The sequence below is a fragment of the Microvirga sp. HBU67558 genome (assembly GCF_018069605.1).
GTDB classification, from domain to species: domain Bacteria; phylum Pseudomonadota; class Alphaproteobacteria; order Rhizobiales; family Beijerinckiaceae; genus Microvirga; species Microvirga terrae.
On sequence record NZ_JAGPUP010000507.1, the window covers coordinates 19928 to 39294 of the forward strand.

A 19367-nucleotide genomic window follows, 5' to 3' on the forward strand; every position below is an offset into this window, starting at 1 on the left:
ATCTTGCGGGCGACATTCTCTTTGGAACAAATGGCGCCGCCGAAGAGAGATGCGGATTTTGATCGGGGCGGCGCGAACCTGCGCCATGGGGAATTTTCGGCGCACATCATCGATTGCCTTCAAGGCCAAGGAGGGGCTTGTGATGGAAGCTGAAATCGAATTCGTTGCCCGTGCGCTCTACACCGCCGAGGACGATCATCAGGTTTGGGAGCGTGAACGCGACAGCGTCAAGGACGAGTTCCGCCTCTACGCGCAGATTGCTCTGGAACTGCTTGCGGAACATCGCACGCGAGAGACACCTGACGCCGAGATCTGCATCTTCCCCTATGCCGCATGAGACATCATCCAAACATCGCTTGAGCCGCCTTCCGCCGCACAAGCCTGTGCGCCTTGCTGCGTGATCGTGGCGGACGCTGCGGGACTCACGTGCGGATCTGTTGATGAGCAGGCTGTGTGCCCGCCGCGGCTCAGCTGCGGGCGCGCTGTTGTCAACGGACTTGCCAGGGAACGGGCCCGCTCAGCCTCGGTGCTCAATCACCGTGACGATCCGGCGGGAGCTCGGCTCCACGATTACGATCTGATCGCGCACGACCACGTACTTGCATTCCGGCAGGCCGGTCAGGATCCGTTCGACGTTGTCGGGGCAGTCGTAGAGGGTGGTCACAGAGGTCGGAATGGTCGAACCGACGCTGACGCTGAAGGTGACGTTGGTGAGCGGCTGGACATTCACGCTACGGAAGGACTCGGTGATCTGAGTCCGCTGCTCCGACGTCACGTTGACGCTCGTCGCGTTGGAGGACGACGTGCTGCCGGTTGTGTTGGCCGTTCCGCCCGCCTTGCCGGCTGCGTTCCCGGTCGTGCCCGTGGTCCCGCTCGTTCCGCCGGAGGCTGTCCCGGTGGGGTTGCCACGCGTTTCGCCGGAGGTGCTGGACGAGGCGCTGCCTGTCGCGCTGCCGGCATTGCCTGAGGGCGCGCTCGTGCCGCTAGAAGCGGAGCCCGATGCGGCCCCGCCAGACACCCCGGAGGCAGCACCTCCCGCGGCACCGCCGGAGCCGGACGAACCGCCAGGGACGGTAACCGTCGAACCGCCGGAAGCGCCACCTGAACCGCCGCTCGCGGCACCGCCCGAGCTACTGCCAGAACCGCCCGTTTGAGCTATGGCCGCAGCGCTCAGGGAAAGAACAACCGCGGCAACTGTCGCCATCAAGGTCGTACGCATCGCAAGATCTCCCATGATTAGAGAGCCCTCATCTGCTCTCCGAGATGCGTATCAACGAAGTGTTTCCGGCCGGGTTCCGCCCCTCTCTTTTGAGTTATTGAGCGTACACCTCCCGTTCATCTTCATGAACAGGCTGGCCCCTTATGTGATCTAAGCTTAAGGAGGGAATCGACACGCTTAGACCAAGGTTAAGCTCAGCCTTAGACAGGATAAGCTTGACCTGTTCAGGTATGATCGGAGGTCTGCAGATTCTGGGACGAGAGCGGCGCAAAGGCCGCGACGACCTTCTCGTAGACCGGTCGCTTGAACGGAATGATCAATTCGGGGAGCCGATTCATGTCCTCCCAGCGCCATTCGTCGAACTCGGGCCGGTGGCCACCGCCGCCGGGCTGATGGATGTTGATCTCGCTCTCGTCGCCCTCGAACCGGAACGCGAACCATTTCTGGTTCTGCCCACGATAGCGCCCGCGCCAGGCGCGGCCTGCTACCATGGACGGGAGGTCATAAGCATACCAGTCCGGAGCCTCGGCCAGCAGGCTCACGGAGCGCACGCTGGTTTCCTCGTAGAGTTCGCGCAGAGCGGCCTCATAGGGCTCCTCGCCGGGATCGATCCCACCCTGCGGCATCTGCCAGGAATAGCCATCGGAGGCCGCATCGGCCTCGGACCGGCGCCGGCCGATGAAAACCAAGCCGGCTTTGTTGATCAGCATGACGCCGACACAGGAGCGATAGGGCAGATCCTTTCTGGCCTGTGATCCTCTTGCGCTCCTCATCCGATACACACTCCCTCGATGACGAAACCCGCTGCGGCCGGTTCTTGAAGACTGCCGACGCTGTCGCATGGTTCCGAAGCAGGCAAAGAGAGTGCCGCTTCACCGAGCCTTGCACAAGCCTCCCGGAACGGTTGTAGGCGCCTGAATGAGAAATGGGCCCGGCGGTATGATTCCGCCAGGCCCAGATGCAGCCATGGATCCTTGGTGACGTAAGCCGATCAGTTGGGCGTCGTCGTGGTGTTGGCAGCGCCCTTGCGAACGCCGTGCAGCAGGTCATAAGCCGACAGAAGCTGCTTGTCCTTGGTCGGATCCGGCGGAACGTAAGCGGAGGAACCGCCGCGCTCTTCCTTCTCGCCGCCGTTCTGCAGGTGCCCGCGCAGGCCGGCTTCGCCCTTGGTCTCGTCCTTGCCCTTCAGCTCGTCGGGCACATCCTGCAGCACTTCGATGTCCGGATCGATGCCCTTGGCCTGGATCGAGCGGCCGGACGGGGTGTAGTAGCGCGCCGTCGTCAGGCGCACGGCGCCGTTGCCGCCGAGCGGAATGATCGTCTGCACGGAGCCCTTGCCGAACGAGCGGGTTCCGAGAACCGTCGCGCGCTTGTGGTCCTGCAGGGCGCCGGCCACGATCTCGGACGCCGAAGCCGAGCCGCCGTTGACGAGCACCACCAGAGGCTTGCCCTTGGCCAGATCGCCGACCTTGGCGCTGAAGCGCTGGGTATCCTCGGCATTGCGGCTGCGGGTCGAGACGATCTCGCCCCGGTCGAGGAAGGCGTCGGACACCATGATCGCCTGATCGAGCAGGCCACCCGGATTGTTGCGCAGGTCGATGACGAAGCCCGCCACCTTGTCGGCGCCGATGTCGGACGTGAGCTTCTCGATGCCTGAGCGCAAGCCCTCGTAGGTCTGCTCGTTGAACTGGGTCACGCGCAGGACGCCGATGTCGCCCTCGACACGGGCGCGAACCGGACGAACCTTGATGGTCTCGCGGGTCAGCTTCACCACCACCGGATCCTTGGCTTCCTTGCGCTGGATCTTCAGGGTGACCGAGGAATTGACCGGGCCGCGCATCTTGTCGACGGCCTGGTTCAGGTTGAGGCCCTGAACGGCTTCGTCGTTGATGTGGGTGATGACGTCGTTGGCCAGGATGCCGGCTCGGGACGCAGGCGTCTCGTCGATCGGCGTCACGACCTTCACGAGGCCGTCCTCCATGGTGACCTCGATGCCAAGGCCGCCGAACTCGCCGCGGGTCTGCACCTGCATGTCACGGAAGCTCTTGGCGTCCATGTAGCTCGAATGCGGGTCGAGCGAGGTGAGCATGCCGTTGATGGCGGCCTCGACCAGCTTCGACTCTTCGGGCTTCTCTACGTAATCCGTCCGGACCTTCTCGAAGACGTCTCCAAAAAGGCTCAGCTGGCGGTACGTGTCGGCCGAGGCGGCAACCGCGCTCATGCCCGACAGGAGACTGGTCTGCGACACCATGGTCGCGCCGCCTGCGCCGATGGCCGCACCGAGAATCAAAAGGGATAGTTTGCGCATTATCCGCGAACCTTTTCGCTTTGCGATTTTGCCCACCAGGGACCTGGGTCAATTGAACCGCCGTCTTTCCTGAACTCAACATAGAGGACGGGATTGTTCTTTTCTATGGCGGCACCGATCAAACTCATGAGAGGAGCTTCCCCCATGGTCGCAACGGGTTCGCCTGCGAGCACGAACTGCCCCACATCGACATTGATATGGTCCATACCAGCCAGAAGAACATAGTATCCCCCACCGGCATTGATGATCAAGAGTCGACCATAGGACCGGAAGGGGCCGGCAAAGGACACCCATCCGTCGGCGGGTGATACCACACTCGCCTTGGGCCGCGTCGTGATCGAAATGCCACGCGTCGTTCCGCCATAGCCGTCCGCAGCCCCGAATTCCAGGGCCGTCTCGCCGCTGACGGGACGGGGCAGCAGGCCCCGCGCTTCGGAGAACGGGATTTTCGGGGCGAGCCGGGCCGGATCCCGGAAGGCCAGCTGGGCGAATTTCTCCCGGGTTTCGCGCTCCTGGGCCTCGGCGGCCTTGCGGGCCTCCTCGGCGGCGCGCCGGGCCCCGGCGATCTCGGCCTCCATGCGATCGACCAGCTCCTTCAGGGTGCCGGCCTGACGGGCAAGCTCCTCGGCCTTCTGCCGCTCGGCTCCCGCATTGCGCTCGACCTCGGCGATGCGGCTCTGCCGGGCGTCCATGAGGGCGGCGAGGCGCTCCTGCTCCCGGCTCAGGGCGGTCAGCTCCCCGTTGAGTGTCGCGCGGTCGGCCGTAATGGCCTCTTTGAGGCGCACGAGCTCGGCGAGGTCGCCGGCCAGAATCTCGGCCTCCTGGCGCAATTCCGGCAGAACGGCCCCCAGCATGATCGAGGCGCGGACCGCCTCCAGCATGTCCTCCGGCCGCACCAGCACGGCGGGCGGCGGACGGCGGCCCATACGCTGAAGGGCTGCAAAGACCTCGACAATGACCCCGCGCCGGCTCTGAAGGGAGCGGCGAATGGCCGCTTCGCTGGAGCCGAGCGTCTGAAGCCTCTGCTCCAGCCCGCGGATCCTGTCCTCGGTGCCGCGAACCCGGTCGGCGGTGTCGATCAGGGCAGCATTGAGCTTCGCCCGGTCCGCCTTGACGTCGTCGATCTCGGCCTCGAGACGCTTCCGCGCCTCGGCATTGGCCGCGATGGCCTCCTCCAGAACCTTCAGGTCCTTTTCCCGCTGGGCCTTCTGCTCGGCCGGCCCGGCGGGGGCAGGCTGAGGCGCCGGCCCAGACGCGGGCTGCTGGGCCCCGGCAGGGCTCAGGCTGGCGGCAACCATCCATGCGGCAAGGCCGAGAGCCTTGCGGGAAAAGAAGGAGTTGATGCAGGTCATCCGTCAGGAATCATCGTGGCCGGCGCGATGATAAGGGTGTCCGGCCAGAATTGTCAGGGCTCTATAGAGCTGCTCTGCCACGAGGGCCCGCACGATCTGGTGCGGCATAGTGAGCGCCCCGAAGGACACGACCAAGTCGGCTCGCTGTCTCAGCCGGGGATCGAGCCCGTCGGGCCCGCCGATCACACAGGCGACGCCGGAGCGGCCCTCGTCGCGCCATTGCCTGATTCGCTCGGCGAAGGCTTCGCTCGAAGGGCTCCTGCCGCGCTCGTCGAAGACGACCAGCACGGACGAGCCGGCCTTCTCCAGAAGGGCCTCGGCCTCCTCCGCGCGCCGGTCGTCCTCGCGGCGTGCCCGGCTCTCGGGCAGTTCGACGATGTCGAAGCCGCCCAATCCGAGGGCACGGCCCATGCCCTCGACCCGCTGCTTGTAACGTTCGACGAGCTCACGTTCGGGGCCGCTCTTGAGTCGGCCCACGGCCAGCAAGCTCAGTCGCACGAATCCTGCCTTGTGTTAGCTGACGCGGTCCTGCGGACGGTCGGCGCCCCACATCTTCTCGAGGTTGTAGAAGCCACGCACCTCGGGACGGAAAACGTGGATCAGCACGTCGCCGGCATCGATCAGCACCCAGTCGCAGGCGGGAAGACCCTCGACGCGCGCATTTCCGAACCCCTTGTCCTTGAGATCCTTGATCACGCGGTCGGCGATGGCACCCACATGGCGATCGGAACGGCCCGATGTCACGATCATGGTGTCGGCAAGGGAGGTTTTTCCGGCCAAGTCGATTTCGACCGTGTTTTCGGCCTTCATATCCTCGAGGGAGGTCAGGGCGACGGCCCGGATGTCCTCATCGTGCGGAGCGTCCGCTCCGGAGAGAGGAGGAAGCGGGTTCTTGTCCGCTTCGACGGAAGATAGTCGGTTCAGGTTCAGACCCTTTCTCAACGGCACTCAGAGGGTGCCGACCCTTAAGATAATGTGGGAGGGCCCCAATTTTCAACGTCTTCCGACAGCAGAAGTTCGTGTCATTTGGCGCAGCTTCGTGGACGACAGGTGCGATCTCGGTCCGTGCAGGAAAACCCAGGCCGGCGGCTTGAGCCCTGGCAGGGCAAGGGCTTCGTTCTCGCCGATCCGGCTCGAGGACAGGGCGGTGGCGCTGCGGGACCGGGCCGCCTTCAGGGTCCATCCGGGCCGATCAATCACGGCCATGGGCATCATGCGGGCGATGCGGCGCCAGCCCCGCCACCGGTGGAAGCTCGCCAAATTGTCGGCGCCCATGATCCAGACGAACCGGACTCCAGGATAGCGGCGCTTGAGATAGGCCAGAGTGTCGACCGTGTAGCGGGCTCCGATCTCATCCTCGAAGGCGGTCACGTCGATGCGCGGGTCGTCGGAGACCCGTCTGGCCTCCTCGACGCGCATCCCGGTCGTCGCCAGCTCGCCGGTGTCCTTCAGGGGATTGCCCGGGGTGACGATCCACCAGACCCGGTCAAGTCCGAGCCGCTTCATGGCCATGAGGCTCACGTGGCGGTGCCCGGCATGGGCCGGATTGAACGATCCGCCATAGAGGCCGATCCGCATGCCGGCGGATGCCCGTGGCAGACGGGTCAGGCCCGAGGGCCTGATGCGGAAGCGGGATGAGGCAGGGTTCACGGGCGCGTCTGGCCCGCGCCGCGGATGCGGTACTTGAACGAGGTCAGCTGTTCGACGCCGACGGGCCCCCGAGCATGCATGCGCCCCGTGGCGATGCCGATCTCGGCGCCGAATCCGAATTCTCCGCCATCCGCGAACTGAGTCGAGGCATTGTGGAGCACGATGGCGGAATCGACCTCGGCCAGGAAGCGCTCAGCCGCCGCCTCATCGTCGGTCACGATCGAATCGGTGTGGTGGGAGCCGTAAGCCTCGATATGCGCGATCGCAGCCTCAATGCCGTCAACCACACGGGCCGAGATGACTGCATCGAGATATTCGGTGCACCAATCGTCCTCGATCGCCGGGGTCACGCGCGGGTCAACCGCCTGCACGGCCTCGTCGCCGCGGACCGCGCAGCCTGCATTGAGCAGCATGGAGATCAGGGGCCTCAGATGCGTGTCGGCGCAGGCCCGGTCGACCAGCAGCGTCTCGGCCGCTCCGCAGACGCCCGTGCGGCGCATCTTGGCGTTCAGCACGATGCCCTTGGCCATCTCCAAGTCGGCCCCGGCATGCACATAGACGTGGTTGAGACCCTCCAAATGCGCGAAGACCGGCACCCGCGCCTCCTCCTGGACCCTGGCCACAAGGCTCTTGCCGCCCCGCGGCACGATCACGTCGAGATGGCCGTCGAGCCCCGACAGCATGGCGCCGACCGCTGCCCGGTCGCGTGTCGGCACGAGGCGGATCGCGTCCCGCGGCAGACCGGCCCGTTCCAGTCCCTCGCCCATCGCCTCGGCGATGGCGAGCGACGTGCGGAAGCTCTCGGAGCCGGCGCGGAGGATCGCGGCGTTGCCGGCCTTGAGGCAAAGCGCCCCCGCATCCGCCGTCACGTTGGGCCGGCTCTCGAAGATCACGCCGATCACGCCGAGCGGCGTCGCCACCCGTTCGATGACAAGGCCGTTCGGACGCTCGAATCGGGCGAGCACGCGCCCGACCGGGTCGGGGAGCGCCGCAATGCTCTCGACGGCCTCCGCGATGGATTCGAGACGGTCCGGGTTGAGAACGAGCCGGTCGATGAAGGCGCCGCTCTGGCCCTTGGCCTTCGCGTCCGCGAGATCCTCGGCATTGGCGGCCAGGATCGCATCCGCCCGAGCCCGGATGCAGGCGGCCATGGCCCTGAGCGCCGCATTCTTGTCGTCGACCTTCGCCAGCGCGACCTGCCTGGCCGCGGCTCGCGCCCGCCGGCCGAGTTCGGCCATGAGGGCCGGAACGTCAGGATCTCCAACCGATTCCGCACCTGGTGCGTTGAGGTGATCAGCAAGCACTTCCGCAATCAAGGCGCGAATCTCATCCATGTCCAGGTCCCAGCCCCTGACGGTTTCAGGGGAAATACGCCGTTCAGAACCCATAGCACGTCCGGCCGCGTCAGAGCCACGCCGCCCGGTCTCATCCGCCATGACGAGGGCGGAGATTCGGATCGGAACATCGGGCTGGCACTACAGGTCCTGGCACGGACCTTTCTACCCGGCGCGCCTGAAGATCAAGGATTTCCTCTCCTATTACGTCCAGCACTTCGATACCGCCGAGATCAACAACTCATTCTACCGCCTTCCGACCGAGCGGGCCGTCAGGGCCTGGCATGACGCCACCCCGAAAGGTGTCCTGTTCGCCTGGAAGGCCTCACGCTTCATCACGCACATGAAGCGGCTGAAGGGAATCGAGGAGAGCATCGATCTCGTCTTCGGCCGGATGAACGTCCTGGCCGAGAAGTTCGGCCCGGTCCTGTTCCAGCTGCCGCCTACCTTCAAGGCAGATGCCGAGACCCGGGAGCGGGTGGCGCGCTGCCTGTCGCTGATTCCGGAGGGCCGGCGCTGCGCCTTCGAGTTCCGGCATCCGAGCTGGTATGAGGAATCCACCTTCCGCATTCTACGCGACCATAATGCGGCGCTGTGCATTTCCGACCACGCGGATGCTCCGGCCCCGTGGGAAGGGACGGCGGACTTCGCGTATGTGCGAGCGCATGGCACGAACGGGCGGTATGAGGGCAGCTACTCGGCCGATACGCTGCAGGATTGGGCGCACCATATCGCCGATTGGCGAAAGAACGGACGCAGTGTCTATGTCTATTTCGACAACGACATCAAAAGCGCCGCTCCCGGGGACGCCCAGGCCCTGCTGCGGCTTCTGCCGGCCGATCAGTCGCTGAGCGCCATGTCGTCCCGGTGAATCATCTCGGTTCTGCCGGGATAGCCGAGGATTCCCTCGATCTCTCGGCTGGGACGGCCGATGATGCGCGCCGCATCCTCCGCATCGTAGGCCACGAGGCCCCGGCCGAGCACGCGGGTCTCGCTGCGGATCGCCACCGCGTCGCCGCGATGGAAGCTGCCTTCGATCCGGCGCACGCCCACCGGCAGCAGGCTCGCGCCACCCTGAAGCGCGCGGGCGGCGCCCTCGTCCACGTAGAGCGTGCCGCGCGGTTCGAGCGCGCCGGCGATCCAGGTCTTGCGCGCCGTCGCGGGATTGGACGGGGTCAGGAACCAGCTGCAGCGCCCGCCCTCGGCAATGCGCTTCAAGGGATTTTTCGTGCGGCCGTCCGCGATGATCATGTGGGTGCCGCCGGATGTCGCGATCTTGCCCGCCTCGACCTTCGTGCGCATGCCCCCGCGCGACAATTCGGAGGCTGCCCCGCCGGCCATGGCCTCGACGGAAGGCGTGATGCGCTCGACTACCGGGATGTGCTCGGCATCGGGATTGGATGCGGGCGGCGCCGTGTAGAGCCCATCGATGTCGGAGAACAGCACCAGAAGATCGGCCCCGATCATGGTGGCGACGCGCGCCGCCAGGCGATCGTTGTCGCCGTAGCGGATCTCCGAGGTCGCAACCGTGTCGTTCTCGTTGACGACCGGCACGGCACGCATCTCGAGGAGCTTCAAGGTCGTGGCCCGGGCATTGAGATAACGACGCCGCTGCTCCGTGTCGGCAAGCGTCACCAGGATCTGGCCGGCCGTGATGCCGTGATGCGCCAGCACCTCGGACCAGGTGCGGGCGAGCGCGATCTGTCCGACGGCCGCGGCAGCCTGGCTTTCCTCCAGGCGCAAGGGACCGGAGGGCAGGCCCAGAACGGTGCGTCCCATGGCGATGGCCCCGGAGGAGACCACCAGAACGTCGGCGCCTTTCGCGTGTAGGTCCGCGATATCCTCGGCCAACGCCGCCAGCCAGGCATGGTTGAGCCGGCCCCGGGCCCGGTCGACCAGCAGGGCGGACCCAACCTTCAGGACCACACGGCGGAACTGGCTGAGTTCAGGGGTCACGGATGCCACTCTGCCTGTGGAGCGACGGGCTCCTCTTCGGCCCTGGCTTGGTCGATCACGGTCAGCAGCGCCTGGAGCACCTCCTGCACACCCTGCCCGGATGCCGACGAGACCACGTAGGGGGTCTGCTTCGCGGCCTTCTTGAGCTTCTTGAGCTGCTCCTTGAGCGTCTCCTCGTCCAGGGCGTCGGCCTTGGACAGCGCGACGATCTCGGGCTTCTCGGACAGGCCATGGCCATAGGCCTCGATCTCGTGCCGAACGGTCCGGTAGGCCTCCCCGGCATCCTCGCTCGTCCCCTCGACCAGATGCAGCAGAACGCGGCAGCGCTCCACATGGCTCAGGAATCGGTCGCCGAGCCCGACGCCCTCGGAGGCGCCCTCGATCAGGCCCGGAATGTCGGCCAGCACGAACTCGCGTCCATACGCCCGCACGACGCCTAACCCCGGGTGGAGGGTCGTGAAGGGGTAATCGGCGATCTTCGGCTTGGCCGCCGTGACGGTGGCGAGAAAAGTGGACTTGCCCGCATTGGGAAGACCGACGAGCCCGGCATCGGCGATCAGCTTGAGACGCAGGATGAGCGTACGCTCCTGACCCTCCTGGCCGGGATTGGCGCGGCGGGGGGCGCGGTTCGTCGAGGTGGTGAAATAGGCGTTGCCGAAGCCGCCGTTGCCGCCCTTCGCCAGCAGCACCCTCTGGCCCACATGGGTCATGTCGGCGATAACGGTCTCGCCGTCCTCTTCCAGGATCTCGGTGCCGGCCGGCACCTTGAGGACCGCATCGGCGCCCTTGGCTCCGTGCCGGTTCTTGCCCATGCCGTGGCCGCCGGTCTTCGCCTTGAAGTGCTGCTGGTAGCGGTAGTCGATGAGGGTGTTCAGCCCCTCGACGCATTCCGCCCAGACGTCGCCGCCGCGGCCGCCGTCGCCGCCGTCCGGCCCGCCGAACTCGATGAATTTTTCACGGCGAAACGACACGGCGCCGCCGCCACCGTTGCCGGAACGGATATAGATCTTGGCTTGGTCGAGAAATTTCATAACCCGCATCCTTTACGGGACTGGAGCATTTTTCGCAAAGAGCCGATCAGGCCCTGCGGTTGAGAAATGCTCCCGTCCGCGACGGTCTGCGGGAGCAACGCGGATAAAAGCGAAGCGCTCCCGTGATCACGGGAGCGCTCCCTTGGTTTCAACTTGCGAGGGACAGCCCCCGGTCCACCTCGATCTCGACGGAGAGGGGCTCCCGCACGAGGCCAGTATGGCCCCAGCTCTTCAGGCTCTCCCAAGCCCGCCGGTCGAGGCGGAAATGGTCGGCCGGGTAGAGCCCTCCCCGGGCCGGCAGCTCGACAAGGCCGGCGCCCTGATAGGCGAAGCCGCACTTTTCAAGCACCCGCCGGGAAGCCGGGTTGATGACCCGGGTCGACGCGGTGAGCTCGTCCCCATCGCCATAGGCGAAGAAGGCGTCGATCAGCGCTCTCGCCGCCTCGGTGGCATAGCCCCTCCCCCAGTAGGGGGTGCCGAGCCAGTAGCCGAGGCTGGGCTTTCCCGTCTCGGGGTCCGGACCGATGCCCACCATGCCGATCAGGCTGTTGGGCTTGCCCTTGGGCGTGATCGCGAGCTGCAGGCCCTGGCCGTCCGCATTGGACCGCCGGGACATGAAGATAAATCGCTCGGCATCGTCCGGGTGATACGGATGCGGAATTCGAGCCGTCATCTCCGCGACCGATTTCTCACCGGCAAGGCGTACGATGGCTTGGGCATCCGCGAGACGGGCCCAGCGCAGCCAGAGGCCGCGGGTCTCGAGGCGGAAAACATCGTCACGGGTGAGGTCGGGAAACATCGTCTTGCTCCGATCCGGTGGGCCCTCCTTGGGCCCAAGAAATGACGAAGGGGAGGTGGACATCCCACCTCCCCTGTCAGTTTCGGATTGGAGCTTGGCCTTTAGGGCCTGTCTGGAGCTCTTCACCCGCCGGGTCGGTGTGATGCCGGCGGGAGCTCCTTCGTTTCGCTCTCGCCGTTTACTCTGCGGCCTCTTGGGCCGGTACGACCGATACAAAGGCTCGGCCTTGACGCGTCAGAAATCGGACTCGGCCATCAGCCGTGGCAAAGAGGGTATGGTCTTTGCCCATGCCGACATTGGCGCCGGCATGCCATTTGGTGCCGCGCTGACGAATAATGATGTTGCCGGCGACGACCTGCTGATCGCCGAACCGCTTGACGCCGAGACGACGGCCTGCGGAGTCGCGGCCGTTGCGAGACGAACCGCCTGCTTTTTTGTGAGCCATGGGTTACTCCCGTGTTCCTGGGTGATGCCGACGCTTATTCAGCGGTGGCCGGCGCAGCCTCGTCAGCCGCAGCCTTGGTGGTCTTCTTGGCCGCAGCCTTCTTGGGCTTTTCGCCACCGGCGAGGATCTCGGTGATCCGCACGACGGTATAGTCCTGGCGATGCCCGCGCTTGCGGCGCGAATTCTGGCGACGGCGCTTCTTGAAGGAGATGACCTTCTCGCCGCGGGTGTGTTCCACCACCTCGCCCGCCACGGTCACGCCCTCGATCAGGGGGGCGCCCACCTGGGTCGAGCCGTCGTTCGTGACCATGAGAACCTGGTCGAAGGTGACGGCAGTGCCAGGCTCGCCTGCGAGCGTGGCGACGGTGATGACGTCGTTGGCGGCAACGCGATACTGCTTGCCGCCGGTCTTGATCACTGCGAACATCTGATCCTCGTGTTCAAACCCAATTCTCAGCGGGGAAAGCCCCACCGGATTGGCTTTTTGGCAGTTTCCGGCTTCGGTTCACGGCAGGCTCGAGCCGCCGCATGGATACGAGCAGGCACGCGGACCCGCTCATAGATGACGCTACCTACGGGCTGCCCTCTCCTTTGTCAATCAAAAACCTGATTTTTGGTGCTTGAAGACCCGCCAAGCCCATGATATCCACCCGGCCTCAACCAGCGGGTCCCAGGGCCTTCGCACCCCGGAGAGGTGGCAGAGTGGTTGAATGCACCGCACTCGAAATGCGGCATACGGGCAACCGTATCGGGAGTTCGAATCTCCCCCTCTCCGCCATTTCCATTCGCTAATATACTGATAAGTCTACCTTTTTTGGAAGCCGCCCCAAGACTTCCCCACCCTATTCCCCACCTTTGCAACTAGCTTGGCAATTCATCATTGCATGTTCCTTTCTCGGACACGTGCGTTGCTGCACCATCCATTATGGAGATGGCAGTTTGGAATGGCATGTGCGTTGTCTGTAACAGCGCTCGTTTAGGTGTTAATCGTCGTGGTGGCCCTGATTACCGGACCGGGCTCTACGGAGCTGATCTAGCCAGAAAAGAACCTGATCCTTACCCAGTTCGTCTCTGCACTGTGGCTCATATGGGCCTGGTTGTTTCGAAGAGCCGCCTAGAAGCAAGCCCCCGCCGACGCAGCGATTTAGGTTGACCCGCGATAGCCGCTTTCCGTCCAACGCTAAGGTTCAACATGACTACCAAATGTCGACGTTGATCCCTGGCTGATCCTATCCAGCTGAGCCGATTTCTTTCTTAGACACTAGAACTTCCGTAAGCAGCTAAGCTGCTCAAACTACAGTCCCGCTCCCAGTTTGCGGAGCTTCGAAATCGTTGCTCCAGGTCAAATCAGAGCAGCTGATGTTCAAGTTGCTCTTTACGGTCCATCCAATTAGGCATCACCCGGGAAAGTACGTCGCGCCACTCTGCACCATGATTTGGCACTAATGCATGGGCAAGCTCATGCGCGATTACATAATCAATGAGTGATACGGATGCGCGAACTAAGTCAGCGTTCAGCACTAGGTTGCCTGCCGAAGTGAAACTCCTCCACCTCGTACGCATGTCCCGGATGATAAGGCGCGGCCGATTGACTCCTAGTCGCGCGAATGGGGCATCATAGCCGCGAGCCTAACTGGTGTCCGTCGTCAGAGTCTTTGAGACAGCGGGTGGTCTGAACTAAGGGAGACTCTGGCTCATCCGGGTTGCAGATTATGCGGCCTGCATCTGGTGCTGCAAGCGTCGGGTTTGAATGGTCTGCCGTTTGATCCTTTCTCTCTCCATCAGAATGGCCTCTCCGCGTTGGAAGTAGACATCGGCAGGCGTCAGGTTGCTCAGGCTTTCGTGGGAGCGTTGGTGATTATAGTGCGCCACAAAGGCCTCGATCTGCGCCTCCAGAACACCCGGCAGGAAGTAGTTCTCCAGCAGGATGCGGTTCTTGAGCGTCTGGTGCCAGCGCTCGATCTTGCCCTGTGTCATGGGATGGTACGGCGCCCCACGCACATGGCTCATGCCCTTGCCGTCCAGCCAGGTCGCCAAGTCGGATGAGATGTAGCTTGAGCCATTGTCCGAAAGCAGCCGGGGCCGATACGCCACCTCCATCTGATCCAGACCGCAGGCTCGGAGCGCCAGGTCCAGGGTATCTGTGATGTCGTCTGCCTTCATCGTGGAGCACAGCTTCCAGGCGAGGATGTAGCGCGAGAAGTCGTCGAGCACGGTCGAGAGGTCAAACCAGCCCCAGCCGATCACCTTTAGGTATGTGAAGTCGGTCTGCCAAAGCTGGTTGGGCGCAGAGGTCTTATCCTTGAACTCTTCTGCTGCCTTCATCACGATGAACGCTGGGCTGGCGATCAGGTCCTGTGCTTTGAGCAGGCGGTAGACGGAGGCCTCAGAGACAAAGTAGCTGTGACGGTCCGTGAAGCGCACCGCCAGCTCCCGCAGCGACAGCTCCGGCTCGTCCAGCGCCAACTGGATGATCTGCTGGCGGATCGCATCGGGGATGCGGTTCCAGACCCGCTTCGGACAGGGGCGCCGATCCTCCAGAGCCTCAGGGCCGCCGGTCTGGTAGAGATCGTACCACCGATAGAAGGTTGGCCGTGGGATGCCGATCCGCTCCAGGGTCTCACGCACGGACAGATGGGATTGCTCGACCAGGCGGATGATCTCGATCTTCTCCGAGGCCGGGTATCTCATGCGCCGTCCTCCCCATCCCCGCGCATGCTTTTTTTGAGCAGGCGGTTCTCGAGGGTGAGATCGGCCACCACCTCCTTGAGGGCAGCCGCCTCCTGGCGCAGGCCCCTGACCTCGTCCGAGCTGGCCTCCCGGGCGGTGTCGCCGGCTAGGCGCTTCTTGCCGGCCTCCAGGAACTCCTTGGACCAGCGGTAATACACGTTGGGCGGGATGCCTTCACGCCGGCAGAGCTCGGCGATGCTGTCCTCGCCGCGCAGCCCTTCCAGGACGATGCGGATCTTCTCCTCGGCGGAATAGTGCTTGCGGGTGGCGCGGCGGATCTCCTTGACCACCGTCTCGGCCGGCTCCTTGGCCGGTCTTGGCTTCTGTCTCATCGTCACGTCCTCAGGGCTACGATGAACCAGAAACTCTCCCTTCTTCAACTCGCCCGATCTGTCTCATGAGTGCTGACAGCAGACAATCATGACGATCCCTTATCAGTTTGAGACAGGATCGGGGGACGACCGCCTTTGCTCCGCTTCACAGTGATAGTTGATGGAGCTGTAAAGCAATCTTGGCCTCGCATGCGCGAGCTCCAGCAACCTGTCTTCAGGGTCGCGTGGTCGCGGGCCGAGTAAGTTTGCGCACCACACATCCCCGTCAGCTTCGATCGCTCCTGTGGGGCTGTCCATTCCGCTCACCGCAGAGTTCGTATACCTGGATCTTCGCCGCGAAGCCCTTTGGCTGGATCGTGTCGACGGCCCCGAAGGTGAAGCGGTCAGATACTTGGCGTTGGATGGCCTCGCTGACCAAGATTTCAGTGTTGTATTCCTTGTTGAGCGGCTCGAGCCGCGCAGCCAGGTTCACTGCCGCCCCAAGGACCGTATAGGCCATCCGATCATCCGACCCGATGATTCCGACGACCGCCTCCCCGCTATGGAGCCCAAACCGGGTCCGGTAAGGAGGCCAGCCCTCCTTTTCGAACTCCACATTGAGCCTCCGGTTGGCCTCACGGCAGGCCAGCACCGCTGCACAGGCATGGGCGACATGATGCGGATCGTCAGCCGGCGCGTTCCAGATCGCCATGATGGCATCCCCGACGAATTTGTCGACCGTACCACCGTGCTCCATGATCACAGCGGACAGAACGGCCAGATACCGCGAGGTGCGCAGCATCACCTGCTCAGGATCAGCCCTCTCCGTGATTGCCGTAAAACCTGTGATGTCCGTGAACAGGACTGTGACCTCTCGGCGTGACCCGCCCGGCTCGAGGGCATCACCGGTAGCCACCAGCTGCTGAACAAGGCGCTTCGGCACGAAGCTCGCGAATGCCCGCACCACGGTCTGCATCGTGGCCACAGATCGTCCGAGGTCGTCGATCTCACGGATGATCGAACGAATCCGCCTCGGATCCCCGCCCGTCTCGAACCTCTGGATACGGTCTGTCTCGAGCGCCAGCGCCTTCATAGAGCCCGACAGCATTGATCCAATCCACCACACGACCGGGAGTGCCGCAAGGACGAAGCCAAGCGCCAGGAGGAACAGTTGGCGCCGTCCGGCCTCGATCTCGGCGAAGAACTCGTCGAGAGGCGCCATAACGGCAAGACGCAGGCCAGAGGATCCAGCCGACTGGATTGAGCGGAATGCCGCAACGTATGTCCGCCCGTCCGTCGCCTCGAAGATCTGTCGTGCCGCCCCGCCCTGCCGCCAAGCGCTCAGCGGCTGGGCAATGTCGACCGCCACAAGCTGGCCGAGGTGCGGCAAGTCGAGCGACCCGCTCGCCGCCTGGGCGTTCAGGATCTCGGTCATGCGGGGATGGCCGATGATCCGTCCGCGATCATCGAAGATAAACACGACACCTGACGGACCGAGTCTCTGTGAACGCAGAAATGAATCTGTCTCAGCGAGCAGGATGTCCCCGGCCACAATACCACGTCGCCCCTGCGGGAATGGTGCCCGCACGGTGTAGCCGATCAGGTTGGCGATCTTGAAGACATAAGGCTCGGTGATCGGACCGGCTCCGGGCCGGAAGGCGTCTCGATACCATGGTCGCTCGCGCGGGTCATAATCAGCTACGCGGTGTTCCTGAGCGAGGACGGTGAGGTCGGTCGAGAAATAGGACGTGAATCGGGTCCGGTTTGCGTCTCCCGCCAGCATCTCCATCACGGTCAGCCGGAAGGTGGCCTCAGGCGGCGCTTGGAGTTGTGCGCGGACCGCAGGTCCTGCCCGATCCAGCAGGTCGAGCTCAATGAACCCGCCGTCCTCGTATCCAACGTAGAGATTGTAAAGCTGCCCGTGCCGACGCAGGAGCGCTGCGAGCGTCGCATAGAGAGGTGGATTGCCCAGGATTGTACCGGACTCCACGGGCTGGAGCTGTCGCAACACCTCCAGGATATCGAGGACGTCCTTGAACTGTCCGTTCACACGGTCGGCTGTATGGTCGGCGACCCGGTCAATGAAGCTCAGAGCCGCCGACCGGGTGATGGAACGAGCGCGGTCGAAGCTGAGGAAGACGAGGGCAAGGCCGACGGCGAGCACGACCGCGACGAACAGTGCCGTGACGGAGAGTTGAAAGCCGAACCGAAACCGCATGACCCCAGCCTTCCGGTCATACCGCCCCAACGGCGGCCGAGCCAGTGTACCGGCTAACGCCTCTAAAGCTAGACAGTATAAGCTCGGTTGCAAAGGACTGCCAGAGCGATGGTGCCGGTAACAGTTGACCTAGAATATGCGCGGTAGCCAAGCCGATGTGGCGGCGCCTCTCTGCGTCTACGGGCGAGAGAGCCGATGAGGAGCCAGTCGGAGCGCGTTGGCCTGGATCAGTCTGGGCACTCAAGCCAAGTCACGCGAAAGTCAGCTCGCAGGCGCATTGCAGAAATACGGCTAAGGTCAGCCCTGTGCCGATGTCGTTCTCTAATGGGTCAAGGGGCAACTCTCCAATCCTGAGCGGTTTTGCGATCCCAAAGGGTTTCTGCGTTCTCTACGTGCTCCAGGGCACTTGGTGGGGTCACGTGCTATATCCGCCAATGGCTTGCGGCGGAGAGAATTTCTCGGACGGCCGTTTGCGGACCTGAACGGTCGTGAGAGGTGTGCCATAAAAAAACCCTGCCCCATGGAGGGCAGGGTCTGAGTGATCTCCTCGCCTTCGGGGATTACGCCGAAGTCAGGCCAGTAGGTCATGTCCCACGCGGCGTGTCAAATCCAACAAAAGTATTCACGAAAGTTTAGGTGTACATTCATATCAGCTATACTGACCTAAATAGTAGAGTCCAAACAAGTGTTGCACCTTTGCTATAGCCCTTCTTGGCCGTCGAGCCATACTCTGCCCTTGTGAATCTCGCCCACAAGGGGATTGCTCATGAAAACTCGTATTCTTAGCCTGCTCGCTGCCACAGCCCTCACAACGGGGGCTGTTTCGTCCTTGTCCGCCGCGGATCTGCCGGTCCGTGCGGCCCCTCCACCGGTCATCGCGGCCGTGCCGGTCTTCACCTGGACCGGCTTCTATGTCGGTGGCAACCTCGGCTGGGGCTGGCGCGACAGCAACGACGAACCCGTGATCCTGACCGGCCCCGGCGTTCCGGGCGGCATCGCGGGCGGCACGCTCCTGTTCGATAACAACAACGATGCCACCTTCACCGGCGGCGGCCAGATCGGCTACAACTACCAGATCGGCTCGTTCGTGATCGGTGCCGAAGCCGACATCCAGGGCATCGACAACAACGACGACAACAACGCGGTGTTCATCCCGGGCCCGGGCTTTGCCGGCGGCACCTTTGTGCCCGGCGAGTTCGAGAACGGTGCGGATTGGTGGGGCTCGGTGCGGCTGCGCGCCGGTGTCGCGTTCGACCGCTTCCTGGTCTACGCCACGGGTGGTCTGGCCTACACGGAAGACAACACCGGCTGGGCCGTCGGCGGTGGTGTCGAGTGGGCGCTTCCCACGAACTTCAACCTGTTCGGCGGCAACAGTGCGGTCACCCTCGGCCTGGAGGGTCTGTGGGTCAGCATCGATCAAGACGATGACGACATCAATCGTCCCATCGGGACCTTTACGCCAGTGGGCGGCGCCCCGGTCAATGTGTTCCTGCCGCGCAACAACGACGAGCAGGACTTCTTCGTCGCGCGGGCCAAGCTGAACTTCAAGTTCGGCACCTACTAAGATCGCCGCATCAGCAGCAGTCGAAGAGGCTCGGGGCAGCCCGGGCCTTTTTGTTGTGCGGACGCCAAGAAATAGGGACATGGGGGCAATTGCACAGAACGCCGGATATGGAGCAGGTCTCAATCAATGTATTTGCATCATCATGTCGAGCCAATTCGCGGCTGCTGCTTATCTGATGGAAACACTCGCTCTGCATTTCGTCACGAGAGCCCGCATTGCGCCGGCTGCGAGATCCTCACAGCTGCGATCGGATCGGCACAAAACTCATGGAAAGGCGAGTAATGATGCCCGGAGTTCCAGATGCAGAGGAAACGGGATCGGCTCCTGCCTTGAGATTGCCTGACTCGAAGGGTCAGCTTCCTTCAGAACAGTCAAAACGACACGGCGGGGACATGCGGGCACCACTTCTCAGGCGGGCGAACGGTCGACCATGTCCTGGTCGCTGGTTTC

General features: G+C 63.7%; 18 protein-coding genes, 1 tRNA gene and 1 pseudogene. 4 read left to right on the forward strand and 16 right to left on the reverse strand.

From position 1 onward, the window contains the following. Positions 1–142 precede the first annotated feature (142 nt). Positions 143–337, forward strand: coding sequence for a hypothetical protein (locus tag KBI52_RS12690; protein ID WP_173946694.1), 195 nt, complete (start codon positions 143–145; stop codon positions 335–337). Between the two features lie 180 nt (positions 338–517). Here KBI52_RS12690 and KBI52_RS12695 read toward each other — a convergent pair whose 3' ends face one another. The 8 genes from KBI52_RS12695 to KBI52_RS12730 all read right to left on the reverse strand — a co-directional run bounded on the left by KBI52_RS12695 (position 518) and on the right by KBI52_RS12730 (position 7767). Next, the gene (locus KBI52_RS12695; RefSeq protein ID WP_210807868.1) at positions 518–1219 is read right to left on the reverse strand and encodes a DUF1236 domain-containing protein; all 702 of its coding nucleotides are present in this window, start codon (positions 1217–1219) and stop codon (positions 518–520) included. Between the two features lie 224 nt (positions 1220–1443). Beyond that, entirely contained in the window at positions 1444–1992 is a 549-nt protein-coding gene (locus KBI52_RS12700) for an RNA pyrophosphohydrolase (protein WP_173946692.1), read from the reverse strand. Positions 1993–2210: 218 nt separating this feature from the next. Then, positions 2211–3527: a S41 family peptidase gene (locus tag KBI52_RS12705; RefSeq protein ID WP_173946691.1), complete on the reverse strand. Its 1317-nt coding sequence runs from the start codon at positions 3525–3527 to the stop codon at positions 2211–2213. Continuing rightward, entirely contained in the window at positions 3527–4879 is a 1353-nt protein-coding gene (locus tag KBI52_RS12710) for a murein hydrolase activator EnvC (RefSeq protein WP_210807870.1), read from the reverse strand. The genes KBI52_RS12705 and KBI52_RS12710 overlap by 1 nt, the downstream gene beginning before the upstream one ends. A 3-nt stretch (positions 4880–4882) precedes the next feature. Beyond that, positions 4883–5377: a 23S rRNA (pseudouridine(1915)-N(3))-methyltransferase RlmH gene (rlmH, locus tag KBI52_RS12715; RefSeq protein WP_173946689.1), complete on the reverse strand. Its 495-nt coding sequence runs from the start codon at positions 5375–5377 to the stop codon at positions 4883–4885. A 15-nt stretch (positions 5378–5392) separates the two neighbouring features. After that, positions 5393–5722 (reverse strand): ribosome silencing factor, encoded by a 330-nt coding sequence (rsfS, locus tag KBI52_RS12720; protein WP_259060772.1) that lies wholly within the window; start codon positions 5720–5722, stop codon positions 5393–5395. A gap of 150 nt (positions 5723–5872) precedes the next feature. Then, the gene (locus KBI52_RS12725) at positions 5873–6457 is read right to left on the reverse strand and encodes a nicotinate-nucleotide adenylyltransferase (protein WP_247654356.1); all 585 of its coding nucleotides are present in this window, start codon (positions 6455–6457) and stop codon (positions 5873–5875) included. A gap of 68 nt (positions 6458–6525) precedes the next feature. Continuing rightward, positions 6526–7767: a glutamate-5-semialdehyde dehydrogenase gene (locus KBI52_RS12730; RefSeq protein WP_247654357.1), complete on the reverse strand. Its 1242-nt coding sequence runs from the start codon at positions 7765–7767 to the stop codon at positions 6526–6528. A gap of 196 nt (positions 7768–7963) precedes the next feature. On the opposite strand from KBI52_RS12730, the gene KBI52_RS12735 reads away from it, so the two are divergent. Beyond that, positions 7964–8734, forward strand: coding sequence for a DUF72 domain-containing protein (locus tag KBI52_RS12735; RefSeq protein ID WP_247654354.1), 771 nt, complete (start codon positions 7964–7966; stop codon positions 8732–8734). On the opposite strand, the gene proB is transcribed toward KBI52_RS12735, so the two are convergent. The 5 genes from proB to rplU all read right to left on the reverse strand — a co-directional run bounded on the left by proB (position 8704) and on the right by rplU (position 12521). Beyond that, the gene (gene proB, locus KBI52_RS12740; RefSeq protein ID WP_210807874.1) at positions 8704–9819 is read right to left on the reverse strand and encodes a glutamate 5-kinase; all 1116 of its coding nucleotides are present in this window, start codon (positions 9817–9819) and stop codon (positions 8704–8706) included. The genes KBI52_RS12735 and proB overlap by 31 nt on opposite strands. Then, positions 9816–10850 (reverse strand): GTPase ObgE, encoded by a 1035-nt coding sequence (obgE, locus tag KBI52_RS12745; protein WP_173946684.1) that lies wholly within the window; start codon positions 10848–10850, stop codon positions 9816–9818. The genes proB and obgE overlap by 4 nt, the downstream gene beginning before the upstream one ends. A gap of 148 nt (positions 10851–10998) precedes the next feature. Then, a complete protein-coding gene (locus tag KBI52_RS12750) occupies positions 10999–11649 on the reverse strand; it encodes a GNAT family N-acetyltransferase (protein ID WP_173946683.1) in 651 nt (216 codons plus the stop codon). A gap of 178 nt (positions 11650–11827) precedes the next feature. Continuing rightward, positions 11828–12094 (reverse strand): 50S ribosomal protein L27, encoded by a 267-nt coding sequence (gene rpmA / locus KBI52_RS12755; protein WP_152710638.1) that lies wholly within the window; start codon positions 12092–12094, stop codon positions 11828–11830. A 34-nt stretch (positions 12095–12128) separates the two neighbouring features. Next, positions 12129–12521 carry a 50S ribosomal protein L21 gene (rplU, locus tag KBI52_RS12760; RefSeq protein WP_173946682.1) on the reverse strand — a complete coding sequence of 131 codons (393 nt, stop codon included), beginning with the start codon at positions 12519–12521 and terminating at the stop codon, positions 12129–12131. 261 nt (positions 12522–12782) lie between these two features. Here rplU and KBI52_RS12765 point away from each other — a divergent pair. Then, positions 12783–12872, forward strand: a tRNA-Ser gene (locus KBI52_RS12765). A 569-nt stretch (positions 12873–13441) separates the two neighbouring features. On the opposite strand, the pseudogene KBI52_RS34120 reads toward KBI52_RS12765, so the two are convergent. The 3 genes and pseudogenes from KBI52_RS34120 to KBI52_RS12780 all read right to left on the reverse strand — a co-directional run. Next, positions 13442–13687, reverse strand: a pseudogene (locus KBI52_RS34120) (M48 family metallopeptidase); the annotation flags it as partial. A 117-nt stretch (positions 13688–13804) separates the two neighbouring features. Beyond that, positions 13805–15156, reverse strand: a protein-coding gene (locus KBI52_RS12775) for an IS3 family transposase (RefSeq protein ID WP_210807876.1) whose coding sequence is annotated in 2 segments (ribosomal slippage) — positions 13805–14820 and positions 14820–15156 — 1353 coding nt in all. Because the reading frame shifts where the segments join, the coding sequence is not laid out codon by codon here. 265 nt (positions 15157–15421) lie between these two features. After that, on the reverse strand, positions 15422–17353 hold the full coding sequence (locus KBI52_RS12780; protein WP_210807878.1) for an adenylate/guanylate cyclase domain-containing protein: 1932 nt from the start codon (positions 17351–17353) through the stop codon (positions 15422–15424). Positions 17354–18119: 766 nt separating this feature from the next. Here KBI52_RS12780 and KBI52_RS12785 point away from each other — a divergent pair. Beyond that, positions 18120–18917 (forward strand): outer membrane protein, encoded by a 798-nt coding sequence (locus KBI52_RS12785; protein WP_210807880.1) that lies wholly within the window; start codon positions 18120–18122, stop codon positions 18915–18917. Positions 18918–19367: the final 450 nt, after the last annotated feature.

Coding starts and splice junctions, on each gene's coding strand:
- KBI52_RS12785 (WP_210807880.1), top strand. CDS start 18,120: ATGAAAACTCGTATTCTTAGCCTGCTCGCTGCCACAGCCCTCACAACG.
- KBI52_RS12690 (WP_173946694.1), top strand. CDS start 143: ATGGAAGCTGAAATCGAATTCGTTGCCCGTGCGCTCTACACCGCCGAG.
- KBI52_RS12730 (WP_247654357.1), bottom strand. CDS start 7,767: ATGGCCGAACTCGGCCGGCGGGCGCGAGCCGCGGCCAGGCAGGTCGCG.
- KBI52_RS12710 (WP_210807870.1), bottom strand. CDS start 4,879: ATGACCTGCATCAACTCCTTCTTTTCCCGCAAGGCTCTCGGCCTTGCC.
- KBI52_RS12725 (WP_247654356.1), bottom strand. CDS start 6,457: ATGCGGATCGGCCTCTATGGCGGATCGTTCAATCCGGCCCATGCCGGG.
- KBI52_RS12735 (WP_247654354.1), top strand. CDS start 7,964: ATGACGAGGGCGGAGATTCGGATCGGAACATCGGGCTGGCACTACAGG.
- rpmA (WP_152710638.1), bottom strand. CDS start 12,094: ATGGCTCACAAAAAAGCAGGCGGTTCGTCTCGCAACGGCCGCGACTCC.
- rplU (WP_173946682.1), bottom strand. CDS start 12,521: ATGTTCGCAGTGATCAAGACCGGCGGCAAGCAGTATCGCGTTGCCGCC.
- KBI52_RS12695 (WP_210807868.1), bottom strand. CDS start 1,219: ATGCGTACGACCTTGATGGCGACAGTTGCCGCGGTTGTTCTTTCCCTG.
- obgE (WP_173946684.1), bottom strand. CDS start 10,850: ATGAAATTTCTCGACCAAGCCAAGATCTATATCCGTTCCGGCAACGGT.
- KBI52_RS12700 (WP_173946692.1), bottom strand. CDS start 1,992: ATGAGGAGCGCAAGAGGATCACAGGCCAGAAAGGATCTGCCCTATCGC.
- KBI52_RS12750 (WP_173946683.1), bottom strand. CDS start 11,649: ATGTTTCCCGACCTCACCCGTGACGATGTTTTCCGCCTCGAGACCCGC.
- KBI52_RS12780 (WP_210807878.1), bottom strand. CDS start 17,353: ATGCGGTTTCGGTTCGGCTTTCAACTCTCCGTCACGGCACTGTTCGTC.
- KBI52_RS12705 (WP_173946691.1), bottom strand. CDS start 3,527: ATGCGCAAACTATCCCTTTTGATTCTCGGTGCGGCCATCGGCGCAGGC.